The following is a 14,072-nucleotide window of genomic DNA, read 5'->3' as shown; positions in this document are numbered from 1 at the left end:
ATGCGTGAGCTCGGCCTGGTGGTGCCGGGGTCGCTGGAGCAGCGCACCGGCGGGTATCGCTACGATGCGCGCATGGTCGCGGGCTTGAGGGCGCACGGCTGGACGGTGACAGTGCGCGAGCTGGAGGGGGCATTCCCCGGGCCGAACCCGGCGGCCAAGTCGGCCCTGGACGCCGCGCTTGCGGGCTTTCCCGATAGGCGGGCCGTGCTGCTGGATGGCCTGGCGGCGGGTGCCTTTCCCGGGGTGCTGGCCCGCCACGCCGAGCGCCTGCATCTGATCTATCTGCTGCATCACCCGCTGGGTCTGGAGACCGGGCTGGAACCGGCGCGGGCCGATGACCTGCTGGCGCGTGAACGCGCCGCCGTGGGTCAGGTCGAGGGCGTGCTGGCCACCAGTGCCTTCACCGCCGGGCAGGTGGCCACCTGGGGGGTGTCTTCCGGGCGGCTCCAGGCGATACCGCCGGGGATCGAGCCGCGGCCGCAGGCGTTGGGGCCCGGTCCCGGCGAGCGGCCGCTGCTGCTCTGTGTGGGCTCGGTCGTGCCGCGCAAGGGCCAGCTGGAACTGGTGCAGGCCCTGGCGTGCATACGGACCACGGACTGGCGGGCGGTCTTGGTGGGTTCGCGGGTGCGGGACGCGGCCTATGTGCAGCGGGTGGAGGCGGCGATCACCGAGGCCGGGCTTGGAGACCGGGTCGAGTGGGCGGGCGAATGCGATGATGCGGCGCTGGAGGGCTGGTACGGGCGGGCCTCGCTGTTTGTCCTTCCCAGCGCTTACGAGGGCTTCGGCATGGCCTATGCCGAGGCAATGGCGCGCGGCCTGCCGGTGATCGGTACCACCGGTGGAGCGATCCCTGCGACCGTGCCGGAGGCGGCCGGCCGGCTGGTCCCGCCGGGAGATATCGGGGCGCTTGCCGAGGCCATCGACGCCTTGTTGGTCGACGATGGAGCGCGCCACCGGATGGGACGGATGGCGCGCGAGGCGATGGCGGAACGTTCGGACTGGGATGGTGCGGTGGCCGCACTGGAACAGACGCTGGAGGCGTGGCTGCAATGACGGAATCCTTCGACGCCGACTGGCTGGCCCTGCGCGAGGCGACCGATCATGCCGCCCGGCCGGAGGCCCTGGTCGAATCCCTGCGTGCGCATCTGGCTGGGCGCCGTGTCGCCGCCCCACTTCAGGTGACGGATCTGGGCAGCGGCACCGGCTCCAACCTGCTCTACCTCGCGCCGCGACTGCCGCCCCCGCAACACTGGCGGCTGGTGGACCACGATACCGGGCTGCTGGGCCGCGCCGGAGCTCCGGGCGCCGGGATCGAGCTCGAGCGGTGGGTGAGCGACCTGGCCGACGATCCGGCTGCGGCCCTCGCGGGCGGATCGTCGCTGGTGACGGGTTCGGCGCTGCTGGATCTGGTTTCGGAGGCCTGGCTGGACCGGTTGCTTGTGGCCTGCGCCGAACAGGGTGCCGCGGTGTTGTTCGCACTGAGTTATGACGGGCGGATTCGCTGGTCGCAGCCGCATGCCCTGGATGCCGAGTTGGAGGACGCAGTCAATCGGCACCAGCGCTCGGACAAGGGGTTCGGCCCGGCCCTGGGGCCGACCGCCGCGCCGGCCTGTGCGGCGCGGCTCGAGGGGCTGGGGTACGGGGTGCAAACCTGCGCCAGTGACTGGCGGATTGACGCGCATCGGGCGGCGCTGGGTGTGGCCCTGATCGACGGCTGGGTGGCCGCGGCCAGCGCGATCGACCCGGGCCGGGCGGCGGATCTGCGTGCCTGGGGCGAGGCGCGCGCCGTGGCGCTCGCGCGCGGCGAGGTCGAGCTGACCGTCGGGCATCAGGATGTGCTCGGTTTGCGCTGACCCACGCCGCCCGGGTGTTTTAATCAGCATCCCCTTACAAGGGAGAATTGGCGCCGATGTGCTGTCCATTATCCTGTTCGCTCTGGAAGGCGTTTCGGTGCAGGATAGAAATAGGTAATGGAATGAACGCTTGACGGAGACCCCGGAGTCGCGCTGATGAATGCATTCATCCGTGCTGCCCGAGTCGCTCCGCCAATGGAAAACCGGAGAAAGGTGAGGCATGGAACAGGCAGACAACAAGCAGAGAAGTTTCGTTAATCGCTACTGGATCCTGATCGTGATCGTGCTGTGGCTGATCGCCTGGTCGGCGCGCGATGTACTGGCCCCCAGCGCCGATGCGGTGCCGGAGGACACGGATGTCGAGGCCGTCGCGGTGGCCGAGGATGCCCCGGCCCCAGCGGACGAAACGGCGCCGCGTGAGGGGCGTTTGTCGGAGGGCGACATGGACCCGATGACGGGCGAGGCCTACGAGCGTGAGGACGAGGGCAGCGCACAGCGCCCGATCCCGGACCCGCAGGAACAGGCGCAGCTCCGGGCCACCGGCGAGCCGATGAGCGAAGAAGAGGTCGCGCGGCAGGTGCAGGAGGCGCTGGAGGCCGGGCGTGTCGCCTACTGGCGGGGCGGACCCGAGGAGGCGGTCGAGGTGCTGCGCACGGCACTGGAAGACATTCCGGCCACCTCGGCGCAGCGTGCCGACCTCTACGGCGAGCTGGGCAACGCCCTGTATGCCGCTGACGATGCCGCGGGCGCGATGCGGGCCTGGGACAGCGCCCTGGGGTTGTTGCCGACGAGCGAGCGGCGTTCGATGATCGAGCGCCTGGCGCCGGTGTATGACCGCCACCACCGCGATGGCGCCCGCCACCTGCGACAGTACCGCTAGGTCTTTTCGCGCCGCCGGAAGGCGCGGTCAGGGCAACCGAAAAGGCCCCGGGGGTGTACACCTCCGGGGCCTTTTCTTGTGGGGGCGGTCGTCTGCCTGCCGCAGGTTCAGACTAGCTGGTAGCGGTGCAGTTTGCGCCACAGGGTGCTGCGATCCATGCCCAGGGCGCGGGCGGTCTGCGAGCGGTTTCCGGCATGGGCGACCAGTGCCTCGCGCAGGCGCCGGGCCTCCGGATGTTCGCTGGGCTGGCCGTCGCGGGTCGGGTGGCCCGCCCGGTCGTTCGGTTGGCCGTCGGGAACGTGGGCCGGGTCATGGCGGTTGGTGCGCGGCGCATGGATCGTGTCCGCCGCATCGGCATCCACCCGGATCGGCTGGGGCAGGGGAAAGTCGTCCACCTGACCGTTGCGGGCGTGCAGGGTCAGACACTCGAAGACGTTCTCCAGCTCGCGGAAGTTGCCCGGCCAGGGGTGCTCCTGCAGCCGTTCCTTCAGATGCGGCGCGATGCGGATGCCGTGGTGCACCTCGTAGGCCTGCAGGGTGGCTTCCAGATCCCGGGGCCGTTCGCGCAGCGGCGGGATTTCCACCGTGGCGACCGCGAGGCGGTAGAACAGGTCGGTGCGGAACGCGCCGGCCTCGACGCGGCTGCGCAGGTTCTGATTGGATGCGGAAAGGATGCGCACATCCACCTGCCGGGTGGTGTTCTCGCCGACGCGTTCAAAGGCGCCATCCTGGACTGCGCGCAGCAGCTTGGCCTGCAGGCGCGGGCTCATCTCGCCGATCTCGTCGAGGAACAAGGTGCCGCCGTCGGCCGCCTCGAAGCGCCCGACCCGGTCGGTGACCGCCCCGGAGAAGGCCCCGCGGGCGTGGCCGAAGAGTTCGGATTCCAGCAACTCCTCGGGGATCGCCGCACAGTTGATCTCGACGAACGGGGCACGGGTGCGGCGGCTGGACTGGTGGATGGCCCGGGCCAGGCGCGTCTTGCCGGTGCCGGATTCGCCCATGAGCATCACGCGCACGTCGCTGGCGGCCACGCGCCGTGCAAACTGCAGTGTGGGCCGGCAGTTGGCGTCGTGGGAATGGAAGTGGCTGTCGTCGAGCCCGTCCTGTTCGTCCTCGCTGACGGTTTCCACCGCGGTTGTTCGCCGGCGTTGCGGTTGCAGGGTGATCAGACGCAGCGCGCGCTGGTCATCGTTCAGGCGCAGTGGCTGGCTGATCACCTCCAGCGGGAGGGTCTCGTCGTCCAGTTCCGCCATTAGCGAGAAGTGCAGGGCGTGCGGCGTGCTGTTGGCGTCGGCATCGTGCTCGCCGGCGGCAATGGCGGCCTCTTGCAGGTGTTGTTCGAGATTCAGTGGTCCGAGGTTCGCCAGGGTGAGGCGGGCATCGGAGGGGATTTGCAGCGTCTGGTGAAAGGCCGGGTTGGCGAACAGGACACGGCCCCGGGTGTCGCTGATGAGGTGTGGGTCGCGACTGTGTCGGATGCAGATCTCGGCCAGTTCGGTTGTGGTCATCCCGCCTCCTTTTCTTGTTGGAGGGGCCGGCGGAAACGGTGCGGTGTTGCAACATCCGGGGTCACCTGCAACACCCCCGGTATGGCCCGTTTCGCCAATCCCTGTCTCGGTTATAGCGCGAAACGGGGGTGTTGCAACAGTCATTGCTTGAATATCAGTAAATCCTAATTAAGTGATTGTTTTATAAGAAGGTCGATATATTGGCATATACGTTGCTTGTAGTCGGGCATGAGTTCATCTACATACTGGTTAATGGATACCCACTGCGGTTTTCAGCCGGCTGACCCGGGTCGCCGGACGGGCCTCGCCGCCAGTGTCCCCGGCGTCCGGTCAAGTGCGGTCCATTCCCTGCCCCCGTTCCCGTGTGCGCAGGTGCGCCGGGTGCGGGCGCCTTCTTTCATCGCGACATTCGGCGCGAGGTAGGACGATCATGCTTGCTCGAGTTTCCCGACGCCTCCTGGCCCGCACCCTCCTGGGTACCGCGCTGGCCCTGCCGCTGTTCGGCATCTCGGCGGCTCACGCCGCCGGTCCCGTCCTCACGGTGGAGCCGGATCAGGCGGCCACTCAGACCGTTAGTGGCACCGTGGTCCCCTATCGCGAAGTCACCCTGACCGCGCAATCCGCGGGGCGCGTGGTGGATGTGGCGGGCGCCGAGGGCGACCGCTTCGAACAGGGGGCGGTGCTGGTGGCGATCAGCGACGACCGGCTGCGCGCCCAGCGCCAGGCGGCCGAGGCCGAGATGCGCACCGCGGAGGCCGCGATCCGCGAGGCCCAGATGCAGTACGGCCGCGAGATGGTCTCGCCGCAGTCGCGCAGCATCGGCCAGATGCCGGGCATGGGCGTGCCGTCGATGTTCGACCAGATGTTCACCCAGCCGATGGGCCAGGTCATGGGCATGGGCGATCCCGCGCTGGATCGCCGTACGGATCTCTATTCCCGCTACATCGGCGTGGATCAGGCGCAGGCGCGCTGGGAGCAGGCCCGGGCCCGGGTCACCGAACTGGACGCGGCCATCCGCGACACCCGGTCCGAGGCGCCCTTCGATGGCCTGGTGATGCACAAGCACGTGGAAGAGGGCGATACCGTCCAGCCCGGTCAGCCGCTGGTGAGCTTCGGCCATGTCGAATTCCTGCGCGTCGAGGCGCAGGTGCCGGTGCGGCTGGTGAGCGGCCTGCAGGAAGACGACTACGTGCAGGTGCGGCTGGATACCGGTGACGAAGTGGAGGCCCGGGTCGCCCGGATCTTCCCCCTGGCTGACCCGCAGCGCCACACCGTCACGGTCAAGTTCGACCTGCCGCAGGGCGTGCGCGGTGGGCCGGGCATGCATGCGGCGGTGCATCTGCCGCAGGGCGAGCTTTCCAGTAACCGGGTCGTGATCCCGCGTTCGGCATTGATCCCGGGCGGTGCCTTGCCGCGCGTGGCCGTGCTGGATGGCGAGGGCCACGTCCGCGTGCGCATGGTGCGCCTGGGTGGCGGACGCGGCGACCAGGTGGTGGTGACCTCCGGGCTGGAGCCGGGCATGCAGATCCTGGCCCGACCGGGCGCGGGTGTGCGTTCCGGCCAGCCCGTGGGGCGCGGTTCCCCGGATTCGGGCGTCGGACGCCGCGACGGTGTCACGGACCCCTGGAGCCGTATGTAGGGATCCATACCCGGCTGCAGGCCGGGACTATCAGCGCCGGTTGCTGCCCCCTGGCAGGTGCACCGGTGGCGACGCGCCGGCCGAACCGGTGCTCGGGACGCCAGACTGACAACAGGACTGTTCAAGCTCGATGGCCGAAGACGACAAACAATCCGAGACCGGTTTCCGGCAGAAACACGGTGACCCCGGCATTGCCGGGCGCATGGCGGCGGCCTTTATTCATTCGCCGCTGTCGTCGCTGCTGCTGATTGCCAGTATCGCGATCGGCATCCTCGGCCTGATGGTGACGCCGCGCCAGGAGGACCCGCAGATATCGGTGCCGATGGTGGACATCATGGTGTCCTACCCGGGCGTCCCCTCGGAGCAGGTAGCGAGCCTGGCGGCGCGGCCGCTGGAGCGGCTGATGAGCGAGTTGTCCGGGGTGGACAACGTCTACTCCGTGTCGCATCGCGGCGAGGCGATGGTGACCGTGCAGTTCGACGTTGGCGAAGACATGGAGTCCTCCATCGTCAAGGTGCACGACAAGCTCTTTGCCAACCGCGACCTGATGCCGCCCGGCGTCAGCGAGCCCATGGTCAAGGCCAAGGGTGCGGACGACGTGCCGGTGGTCAACCTGACCTTCTGGTCGCATGAGGTGGACGATGCCCTGTTGCGTCAGATTGCGCTGGATGCGCAGCAGCAGCTGAACGAGGTCCCCGACACCAGCCAGAGCTTCGTGGTCAGTGGGCGCGAGGAGCGTCTGCGCATCGAGGTGTTGCCGGAACGCCTCGCGGGCTATGACATCAGCCTGGACGAGATCGCCCAGGCCGTGCAGTCGGCGAATGTCGAAGGCGCGGCTGGACGCATCGAGAGCGGGGGGCTGAGTACTGCGGTGTACACCGGGCGTTTCTTCACCGGTGCCGCCGATCTCGAGCAACTCCTGGTTGCGGTCAGTGACGGCCAGCCGGTCTATCTGCGCGATGTGGCCGAGGTAACGTACGGCCCGGGCGAGCTGGAGCGGTTCGTGCGCCACTATTCCGGTCCGGCAGCCCCCCAACCGGATGCGGCACCGGAAGGCGCCGCGGCGGTCACGCTGGCCATTGCCAAGAAGCCCGGCAGCAACGGGGTGACCGTCGCCAACGACGTGCTCGAGCGCCTGGAGCGTCTGAAGGGCAGCGTGATCCCGGACAACGTCGAGGTGGCGGTTTCGCGTAACTACGGCAAGTCTGCCAACGAGAAGGTCAACGAGCTGCTCTTCAAGCTGTTCATCGCCACCTTCGCAGTGACCATCCTGGTGGGCCTGTTCCTGGGGGTTCGTGCCGCGGTCGTGGTGCTGATCGTGATCCCGGTGGTGATCCTGTTCACTGTGTTCAGCGCGTGGCTGCTGGGCTACACCATCGATCGCGTCAGCCTGTTTGCGCTGATCTTCTCCATCGGCATCCTGGTCGATGACGCCATCGTGGTGGTGGAAAACATCTACCGACGCTGGCTGATGAAGCGCGGCATCGATACCGAGACCACGGTGGATGCGGTGCGCGAGGTCGGCAACCCGACCATCCTGGCCACCTTCACGGTCATCGCGGCCTTGCTGCCGATGGGTTTCGTCTCCGGGATGATGGGCCCGTACATGCAGCCGATCCCGGTGCTGGGGTCCGTGGCCATGTTGTTCTCGTTGGTGGCGGCGTTTGTATTCACTCCGTGGCTCACCCAGCGCCTGCGTCCGAGCATGGCGTATCTGGAAAAGGCCACCGACAAGGAACATCGCCAGGCGGAAAAGCTGGGGCGGTTCTACCGCACGGTAATCCCGGGGCTGGCCGACAACCGGGTGCGCGGCTACGCCTTTTTGATCGCCGTCATCGTGATCTTCTTCCTGATGGTCAGCCTGTTCATGACCACGGACGTCCGCGTGAAGATGCTGCCCCTGGATAACAAGCCCGAGTTCCAGGTGATGGTGAACTTCCCCGAGGGCACGGCCCTGACCGAGACCGGGACGCTGAGCCACGACATGGCCAGCGCCCTGCGCGAGATGGACGAGGTGGTGGCTCTGCAGTCCTACGTCGGGACCGCCTCGCCGTTCAATTTCAACGGCCTGGTGCGGCACTACTACCTGCGCAACGAACCCTGGCAGGGGGACATCCAGGTGCAGCTGGTGGACAAGGGCGACCGCAGCCGGACCTCGCACGATATTGCCACCGAGGCGCGCGAACGCCTGACCCCGCTGGCCGAGGCGGCCGGCGCGCGCATCCAGGTGGTCGAGATGCCGCCGGGTCCGCCGGTGCTGCAGTCGATTGTCGCCGAGATCTACGGCCCTGATGCTGCCACCCGCCGCGCTGTAGCCCGCGATCTCGAGGGCATGTTCGCCGGTGCCGAGCACGTGGCCGATGTGGACAGCTTCCTGCAGGCGCCACACAACGTCTGGCACTTCGATGTGGATCGCGACAAGGCGTTGCGCCGCGGTGTGACCGTGGACACCATCAATCGAACCCTGGAGACCGCGATCGGCGGGCAGATCCTGGGCGATGTAAAGGCGCAGTCGCTGGTCGAGCCACATTTGATCGAGATGCGTCTGCCGATGGCAACGCGCAATGACATCCGGCAGCTGGAGATGCTGCCGATCTCCACCCGGCAGGGCGGGTCGATCCCGCTGGCCGAGCTGGGCGAATTCGTCCAGCGCCCGCAGGACGAGCCGATCTACCACAAGAACCTGCGTCCGGTGGAGTACGTGACCGGCGAGGTGGTCGGGCGTCTGGCCGCGCCGGTGTACGGCATGCTGGAGGTCCAGGAACAGCTAGAGGACTACCGTCTTCCGGATGGCAGCCAGGTGCAGCCGCACTGGCTGGGGCCGCCGCCCAATGATGGGTCGACCGCCTTCGAATGGGCCGGCGAGTGGACGGTGACGTACGTGACCTTCCGCGACATGGGGATCGCCTTCGCGATCGCGCTGATCCTGATCTACATGCTGGTGGTCTGGGAGTTCGGAAACTTCGTGTTGCCGGGCATCATCATGGCCCCGATCCCGCTGACCCTGATCGGCATTATTCCCGGCCACTGGCTGATGAACGCCGAATTCACCGCGACCTCGATGATCGGCTTTATCGCGCTCGCGGGGATTATTGTCCGCAACTCGATCCTGCTGGTGGACTTCGGTCGCCAGGCGGTGGACGAGGGCCACGACGTGCGCGACGCGATGATCCTGGCCTGCCAGGCGCGTACCCGTCCGATCATCATTACCGCGCTGGCCCTGCTGGCCGGCTCCAGCGTGATCCTGTTCGATCCGATCTTCCAGGGCATGGCGATCTCGCTGATGTTCGGCACGGTGGTGGCCACCCTGCTGACCTTGGTGGTGATCCCGCTGGGCTGTATCTCCGGCCGCCGCGCCTTCTGCCCGACCAGCCTGGACGAGGACGGTGCGGCCACGGCCGGCTGTGGCAATGGCAATGGCCATGCTGTGCATGCCGGTGTGACGGCCAGCGCGACCCAGGGTGCGTCTCCGGGGGCATCCGGCGAGGGGAATGACCTGTTCGGCCCGCGCGAGGGCGGGCCGGTCACCCAGGTCGTGCAATACGCAGGGCTTTATCTCAAGTGCCTGGTCGTGGCCTTCATCGAGGGCCTGCGCGACCTGGCGCTCGCCCTGGGGCGTCTGATCCGGTCCTTCATTGAACGCCGTCGCAATGGCGATGGCGGCCCTCCGCCGCCCAGCGGCGGATCGGGCGGTCCCTTCGCCGGGCCTGGCGGGCCGACGGGCGGTGCCCCGGGGAGCGGTGGTGCGTCGGGCACGGGTTCCGGCGGGGGTGCGGCGACTCCGCAGCCCCGTTCGGAACACCCGTCGGCGGACTCGAAGCCGCCGGGCCCTGTTGCGCAGGCACCTGAGGCGACCGGCACCCCAGAGCGCGCGGCCTCCACGCCCGCCACCGGGAATGCCGGAGCCCAGGACGCCGGTGCCGCGCCGTCCAGCCGCGCTCAGGCTGAGAAGGCCGACGCGGGGTCCGCGAAACAGGCGGACACCTCCAGGACCACGTCCCGCGCCGGGGCAGGCAAGACGACCGCATCGACTACCCCGGTCGGGTCGCGTGCCGGGAAGGCCGGCTCCACGCGGGGTGCTGGCGATACCGCGGGGACCAAGGCTACGAAGAAGTCGCCAGCGGGCACCTCGGTAAGCGCGAAGGACAAGGCCGCAGCCGCGAGCAAGACCTCCGGCGACACGTCCGTGTCCGGTAGCGCCACTAAAGGACGCGCAAGCAGCACCAACAAGGGCACCGGAACCCGGAAAACGGGCAGCGCGGGCGCGAACAAGCGCGCGCCGACGGCGTCCAACAAGAAGATCGGGGGGATGAGCAAGACCGGCACCACGAGCAGCAAGACCGGCCGCAAGGACAGCGGCAGTACCCCCAAGGGGAGCGGCAAGTCGGGTACACCCGGCAAGGGCCGCACCCGACGTGGGATTCGACTCAAGTGAACATGCAAGCAAGACCTCGAGGAGGTTCGCAATGAAGAAGCGTTTCAATTCCCGAATGATTGGTACCACGCTGGCCAGTGCCGCCGTGGCATCCGTGCTGGCCCTGGGCGTCGCCCAGGCCCAGGAACAGGGCCAGGGTCAGGGCTACGGCCAGGGTCCGGCGATGGGCCAGCAGGGCCCGGTGCCCGGCCCCTACGGGCACGGCCCGTACGGCTCCGGCATGGGCGCACATCCCGGTGGCGGGATGATGCAGCAGCGTGAAGGCTCCGGTGACTTCAGCTTCGGCATGTCCGGGCGCAGTCAGGGTCAGGGCTACGGGCGCGGCCACGGTGATGGGTACGGCCAGGGCTATGGCCGCGGCCATCAAGGCTATGGTCCGGGCTACGGCCCGGGGTATGGCCCCGGTTACGGGCCTGGTCCGCAGCAGGGTGGTTTCGGCCATCCGGGCATGATGCAGCCGGGCTATGGCATGCAGCAGCGTCAGGGCTACGGCCAGATGCAGCAGTTCGATCCGGACAACCTGCCGGAAGACATGCCGGAAGAGATGCGTGAGCGCATCCAGGCCCAGCACGCCGAGCGCCAGGAGCGCATGGAAGAGATGGAAGCCATGCGCGAAGCGCGTCAGAAGGCGATGGAAGCCGGACGTGCGGCGTACGAGGAAGAGATGGAGCGCCAGCGTGAGCGCCGCATGGAGATGATGCAGGAGCGTCGTGAATCCATGCAGGAAGAAGGCGGCAACTGATCTTCGGATCGGGGATCGCATGTCGACGGGCGCTGGTGCCCGTCGGAGTGGAAGTCAGACGGAGGCAGTTCGCCATGCAGGGCAGGCAGTCCGGTCAGCTGAAACGCAAGCGGGTCAGATACGCCCCGATACTCGGGGTACTGCTGGCCACGGGGTTTCTGTTGCCGGCCGTCGACCTGGCGGCGAGTGATCGCCACAACCCCTGGGCCTCCGTTACGCCGGAGGTGCAGCGGTCGGCCCCGGAACGCCCGCGCGGGCGTTTTCCGGACCGCGATTACGACCCGTCACGGCGGGGCGAATCGCGGGAAGCCCCGGAGCCGGGTCCGCAGCAGGCTCCGCCGTACCGTGGCTATGGGCCCTACGGCCCGCATGGGGCACCGGGTGCTCCGTCGTTCCACACCCCTGGCGGGATGCCGGGGGGCTATCCATACGGGTATCCGGGGCAGTCCGGTTACCCGGGCATGGGCGGGCCGTCTTCGGTCTTCCCCTGGGGGATGGGCGGTTTCCCGTTCCCCTGACCAGTAAGGCGTGCATTCGAGAAGCCCTCCCCGCGTGCACGCATTCAAATTGAGGGCATGACTCCTTCAGGAGGTAGCACCATGAACAAGTTGGTCAAAGCAGCAGTTCTCGCCGTTTCCCTGGGTGGCCTGGCCGCCCCGATGATGGCCTCCGCCCAGTGGGGCGGCCCCGGCTACGGGTATGGCCCCGGCGCCTATGGCCCGGGCTATGGCTATGGCCCGAGCATGCCGTTCTTCGGTGGCCCCGGTTACGGCTCCGGTCGTAATTACGGCATGGGCGACATGATGGGCGACATGATGGGTGACGGTAACTTTGACTTCTCCGCCAGCGGTCGTGGTCGCGGCCACGGTTACGGTCAGGGCTATGGGGATGGCTACGGCCGGGGTCAGGGGTACGGCCACCCGGGTTATGGCTACGGCCCGGGCTACGGCCCGGGCTACGGCTACGGTCCGGGTTACGGCCCGCAGGGCTACGGTCCTCAGGGCTATGGCCCGCAGGGTCAGATGCCGCAGCAGCAGGGCCAGGGCAACTAAGCCCGTCGCTGTTCGGGCCTGCCCGGTGTCGGGCAGGCCCCTTTTTTTCGGAGCCGTGCGGATTGGTGGGTTGCGCGTAGCCGCCAATCCGCAATGCTCGAAGGAGACGCCATGCAGACCGTCGTCGCCAATCTGAAAGGTGGTACCGGCAAGAGTACCGTGGCCTTTAACCTGGCCCTGTGGTTGCTGGAGGGGCGTCGTCGCGCCCTGACCGTGGATCTGGATCCGCAGCGAACCCTCAGCGATGTGCTGGAGGTGCGCCACGAGGAAGGCTACGAACCCGCGCTGGACGGGGTCAGTGATCTCGATGCCGTCCGCTCCCGCACGGGCGATTACGACGAGGTGCTGATCGATGTCGGTGCGTCGGACATGGCCTCCCTGATGACTGCGGTGGAGGGTGCCGACCGTGTGCTGATCCCGGTGCCGCCCAGCCAGGCGGACGTCTGGTCGACTTATCGCTTCGTTCAGCGCATTCAGGAGCAACGCGGGTCGCGTGATCGTCCCGAGATCCTGGCATTCATCAATCGTGCCGATACGCACCAGGCCGTGCGCGAGACCGACGAGACGCACGAGGCGCTGCAGCAGATCGAGGGGGTCCGCTTGCTGAAGCCGCGGCTGAAGCAGCGCATGGCCTTTCGCCGTTCCTTCAGCGAAGGGCTCTCGGTGCGCGAACTGGAGCCCCGCGGCAAGGCCGCCGCCGAGCTGGGCGCCCTGGCTGTAGCCCTGTTCGGGCGCAACCGCCGCAAGAAACAATAATGTGTCGCGTCCGGTGATCACCGGACGGCGGGCACCGAGCAGGAGAGCTTCATGCGCTTCATACGCAATGCGTTGGTCGTGATCGGATTGCTGGCACTGATTGGGGTGGGGTATGCCATTTTTGCTTTCGAGCCCTACCTCGGTCAGGTCCGCTCGCTGGATTCCCAGGCGCCCAAGGTCTATTCGCAGATGGCCCGCACGGTGCTGGAGACCGGCGACGCCGCGGAGGCCATGGTCTACAAGCGCAAGGTGGACGCGGGCCTGGCGGTCGAAGAGGTCGAGGATATTCTGCGCCTGGTGGCCAACGAGCTGAATATCCGCAACGTCGGCGAATTGCCGATGGGGGAGGAGGTACGAAGCGTTACCGGGGAGGACTTTCCGTTCCTGAAGATCTATATGTTCTGTGATGTGGCGATTGCCGCGCAGATGGTTCGCCACAGCCCGGCGATGGCTGCGTATCTGCCGTGCCGGATCGTGCTGCAGGAAGATGCCGAGGGCAATCTGTGGCTGATGACGCTGGATCTGGAGCCGATGATCCACGGAGGGCGCCCGCTGCCCGAGGATCTGCGCGAGCAGGCCATTTTTGTGAAGGAATCACTGGAGGAAATCATTGACCGCGCCGCCGTCGGCGCCTTCTGACGGGGGTAGCGAACCCGATTCCATGCATCGACCAAGGGCGTTCAATGAGCGACGAGAGCAACAGTGATTTCAACAGGGTCCGCGACGAGGCGGACAAGGCGGATGCCCGCTCCCGGCGTGTGGAGCTGATTGTGTACGCCGCCTTGCTGGCCTTCGTGGTCCTGGCCATCTACGGGTTCTGGCTGATCACCAGCCTGACCCGGGATGTCAGCCAGTTGACCCAGGAGATCGCCCAGATGACCCAGGTGGTCGATCGCGACATGTCCACCATCGCCGGGCACATGGCCTCGATGGACCACCAGATGACGGACATCAACAACACCATGCGGGTAATGAACGAGGAAGTGGCGGTGATCGCGGGCAATACGCGCTCGATGGATGCCAATATCGGCTCGATGACGCGCGATACCAGCGTGATGGCGGGCGCGATCACGGGCATGCAACAGGACATGTGGAGTCTGAATCGCAATGTGGGGGCGCCCATGGGTATGATGAACATGTTCAACCCATTCACCGATCAGAGCGGTCCGGTCCGGGGTTCGCCGGGGCCGTATTACCCGCGCTGATC

At 67.4% G+C, this 14,072-nt stretch carries 12 protein-coding genes; 11 read left to right on the top strand and 1 reads right to left on the bottom strand.

Annotation, left to right across the window (positions count from 1 at the left end; translation table 11 throughout):
• From TVD_RS09865 to TVD_RS09855, 3 genes are all read left to right on the top strand, one after another.
• Window positions 1–1,053, top strand: coding sequence for a glycosyltransferase family 4 protein (locus TVD_RS09865; RefSeq protein WP_047251514.1), 1,053 nt, complete (start codon window positions 1–3; stop codon window positions 1,051–1,053).
• Window positions 1,050–1,853: a hypothetical protein gene (locus TVD_RS09860; RefSeq protein ID WP_047251513.1), complete on the top strand. Its 804-nt coding sequence runs from the start codon at window positions 1,050–1,052 to the stop codon at window positions 1,851–1,853. Before TVD_RS09865 ends, TVD_RS09860 begins: the two co-directional genes overlap by 4 nt.
• A gap of 220 nt (window positions 1,854–2,073) precedes the next feature.
• Window positions 2,074–2,733: a tetratricopeptide repeat protein gene (locus TVD_RS09855; protein ID WP_018951039.1), complete on the top strand. Its 660-nt coding sequence runs from the start codon at window positions 2,074–2,076 to the stop codon at window positions 2,731–2,733.
• 107 nt (window positions 2,734–2,840) lie between these two features.
• Here the strand turns inward: TVD_RS09855 and TVD_RS09850 are convergent, their stop codons facing one another.
• Window positions 2,841–4,241 carry a sigma-54 interaction domain-containing protein gene (locus tag TVD_RS09850; RefSeq protein WP_047251512.1) on the bottom strand — a complete coding sequence of 467 codons (1,401 nt, stop codon included), beginning with the start codon at window positions 4,239–4,241 and terminating at the stop codon, window positions 2,841–2,843.
• 430 nt (window positions 4,242–4,671) lie between these two features.
• Between TVD_RS09850 and TVD_RS09845 the strand changes: the two genes are divergently transcribed.
• The 8 genes from TVD_RS09845 to TVD_RS09810 all read left to right on the top strand — a co-directional run bounded on the left by TVD_RS09845 (window position 4,672) and on the right by TVD_RS09810 (window position 14,070).
• Entirely contained in the window at window positions 4,672–5,880 is a 1,209-nt protein-coding gene (locus TVD_RS09845; RefSeq protein WP_047251511.1) for an efflux RND transporter periplasmic adaptor subunit, read from the top strand.
• 130 nt (window positions 5,881–6,010) lie between these two features.
• A complete protein-coding gene (locus tag TVD_RS09840; protein WP_047251510.1) occupies window positions 6,011–10,315 on the top strand; it encodes an efflux RND transporter permease subunit in 4,305 nt (1,434 codons plus the stop codon).
• A 31-nt stretch (window positions 10,316–10,346) separates the two neighbouring features.
• Window positions 10,347–11,057 (top strand): sulfur globule family protein, encoded by a 711-nt coding sequence (locus tag TVD_RS09835; RefSeq protein ID WP_047251509.1) that lies wholly within the window; start codon window positions 10,347–10,349, stop codon window positions 11,055–11,057.
• A gap of 74 nt (window positions 11,058–11,131) precedes the next feature.
• Window positions 11,132–11,575: a hypothetical protein gene (locus TVD_RS09830; RefSeq protein ID WP_240472270.1), complete on the top strand. Its 444-nt coding sequence runs from the start codon at window positions 11,132–11,134 to the stop codon at window positions 11,573–11,575.
• Window positions 11,576–11,656: 81 nt separating this feature from the next.
• Window positions 11,657–12,109, top strand: a complete 453-nt coding sequence (locus tag TVD_RS09825) for a sulfur globule family protein (protein ID WP_047251508.1) — start codon at window positions 11,657–11,659, stop codon at window positions 12,107–12,109.
• A 111-nt stretch (window positions 12,110–12,220) separates the two neighbouring features.
• On the top strand, window positions 12,221–12,865 hold the full coding sequence (locus tag TVD_RS09820; protein WP_018168533.1) for an AAA family ATPase: 645 nt from the start codon (window positions 12,221–12,223) through the stop codon (window positions 12,863–12,865).
• Window positions 12,866–12,916: 51 nt separating this feature from the next.
• Window positions 12,917–13,504 carry a DUF302 domain-containing protein gene (locus tag TVD_RS09815; RefSeq protein WP_018168534.1) on the top strand — a complete coding sequence of 196 codons (588 nt, stop codon included), beginning with the start codon at window positions 12,917–12,919 and terminating at the stop codon, window positions 13,502–13,504.
• 44 nt (window positions 13,505–13,548) lie between these two features.
• On the top strand, window positions 13,549–14,070 hold the full coding sequence (locus TVD_RS09810) for a hypothetical protein (RefSeq protein WP_018144418.1): 522 nt from the start codon (window positions 13,549–13,551) through the stop codon (window positions 14,068–14,070).
• The last annotated feature ends 2 nt before the right edge of the window (window positions 14,071–14,072 follow it).

The organism is Thioalkalivibrio versutus, assembly GCF_001020955.1.
GTDB lineage: Bacteria > Pseudomonadota > Gammaproteobacteria > Ectothiorhodospirales > Ectothiorhodospiraceae > Thioalkalivibrio > Thioalkalivibrio versutus.
Note: the sequence above shows the minus strand (reverse complement) of the source record. Positions and strands in the feature narration are given on the sequence as shown.

Excerpts from the sequence above, each read along its gene's own strand:
- TVD_RS09865 (WP_047251514.1), top strand. The coding sequence starts at position 1 with ATGCGTGAGCTCGGCCTGGTGGTGCCGGGGTCGCTGGAGCAGCGCACC.
- TVD_RS09860 (WP_047251513.1), top strand. The coding sequence starts at position 1,050 with ATGACGGAATCCTTCGACGCCGACTGGCTGGCCCTGCGCGAGGCGACC.
- TVD_RS09855 (WP_018951039.1), top strand. The coding sequence starts at position 2,074 with ATGGAACAGGCAGACAACAAGCAGAGAAGTTTCGTTAATCGCTACTGG.
- TVD_RS09850 (WP_047251512.1), bottom strand. The coding sequence starts at position 4,241 with ATGACCACAACCGAACTGGCCGAGATCTGCATCCGACACAGTCGCGAC.
- TVD_RS09845 (WP_047251511.1), top strand. The coding sequence starts at position 4,672 with ATGCTTGCTCGAGTTTCCCGACGCCTCCTGGCCCGCACCCTCCTGGGT.
- TVD_RS09840 (WP_047251510.1), top strand. The coding sequence starts at position 6,011 with ATGGCCGAAGACGACAAACAATCCGAGACCGGTTTCCGGCAGAAACAC.
- TVD_RS09835 (WP_047251509.1), top strand. The coding sequence starts at position 10,347 with ATGAAGAAGCGTTTCAATTCCCGAATGATTGGTACCACGCTGGCCAGT.
- TVD_RS09830 (WP_240472270.1), top strand. The coding sequence starts at position 11,132 with ATGCAGGGCAGGCAGTCCGGTCAGCTGAAACGCAAGCGGGTCAGATAC.
- TVD_RS09825 (WP_047251508.1), top strand. The coding sequence starts at position 11,657 with ATGAACAAGTTGGTCAAAGCAGCAGTTCTCGCCGTTTCCCTGGGTGGC.
- TVD_RS09820 (WP_018168533.1), top strand. The coding sequence starts at position 12,221 with ATGCAGACCGTCGTCGCCAATCTGAAAGGTGGTACCGGCAAGAGTACC.
- TVD_RS09815 (WP_018168534.1), top strand. The coding sequence starts at position 12,917 with ATGCGCTTCATACGCAATGCGTTGGTCGTGATCGGATTGCTGGCACTG.
- TVD_RS09810 (WP_018144418.1), top strand. The coding sequence starts at position 13,549 with ATGAGCGACGAGAGCAACAGTGATTTCAACAGGGTCCGCGACGAGGCG.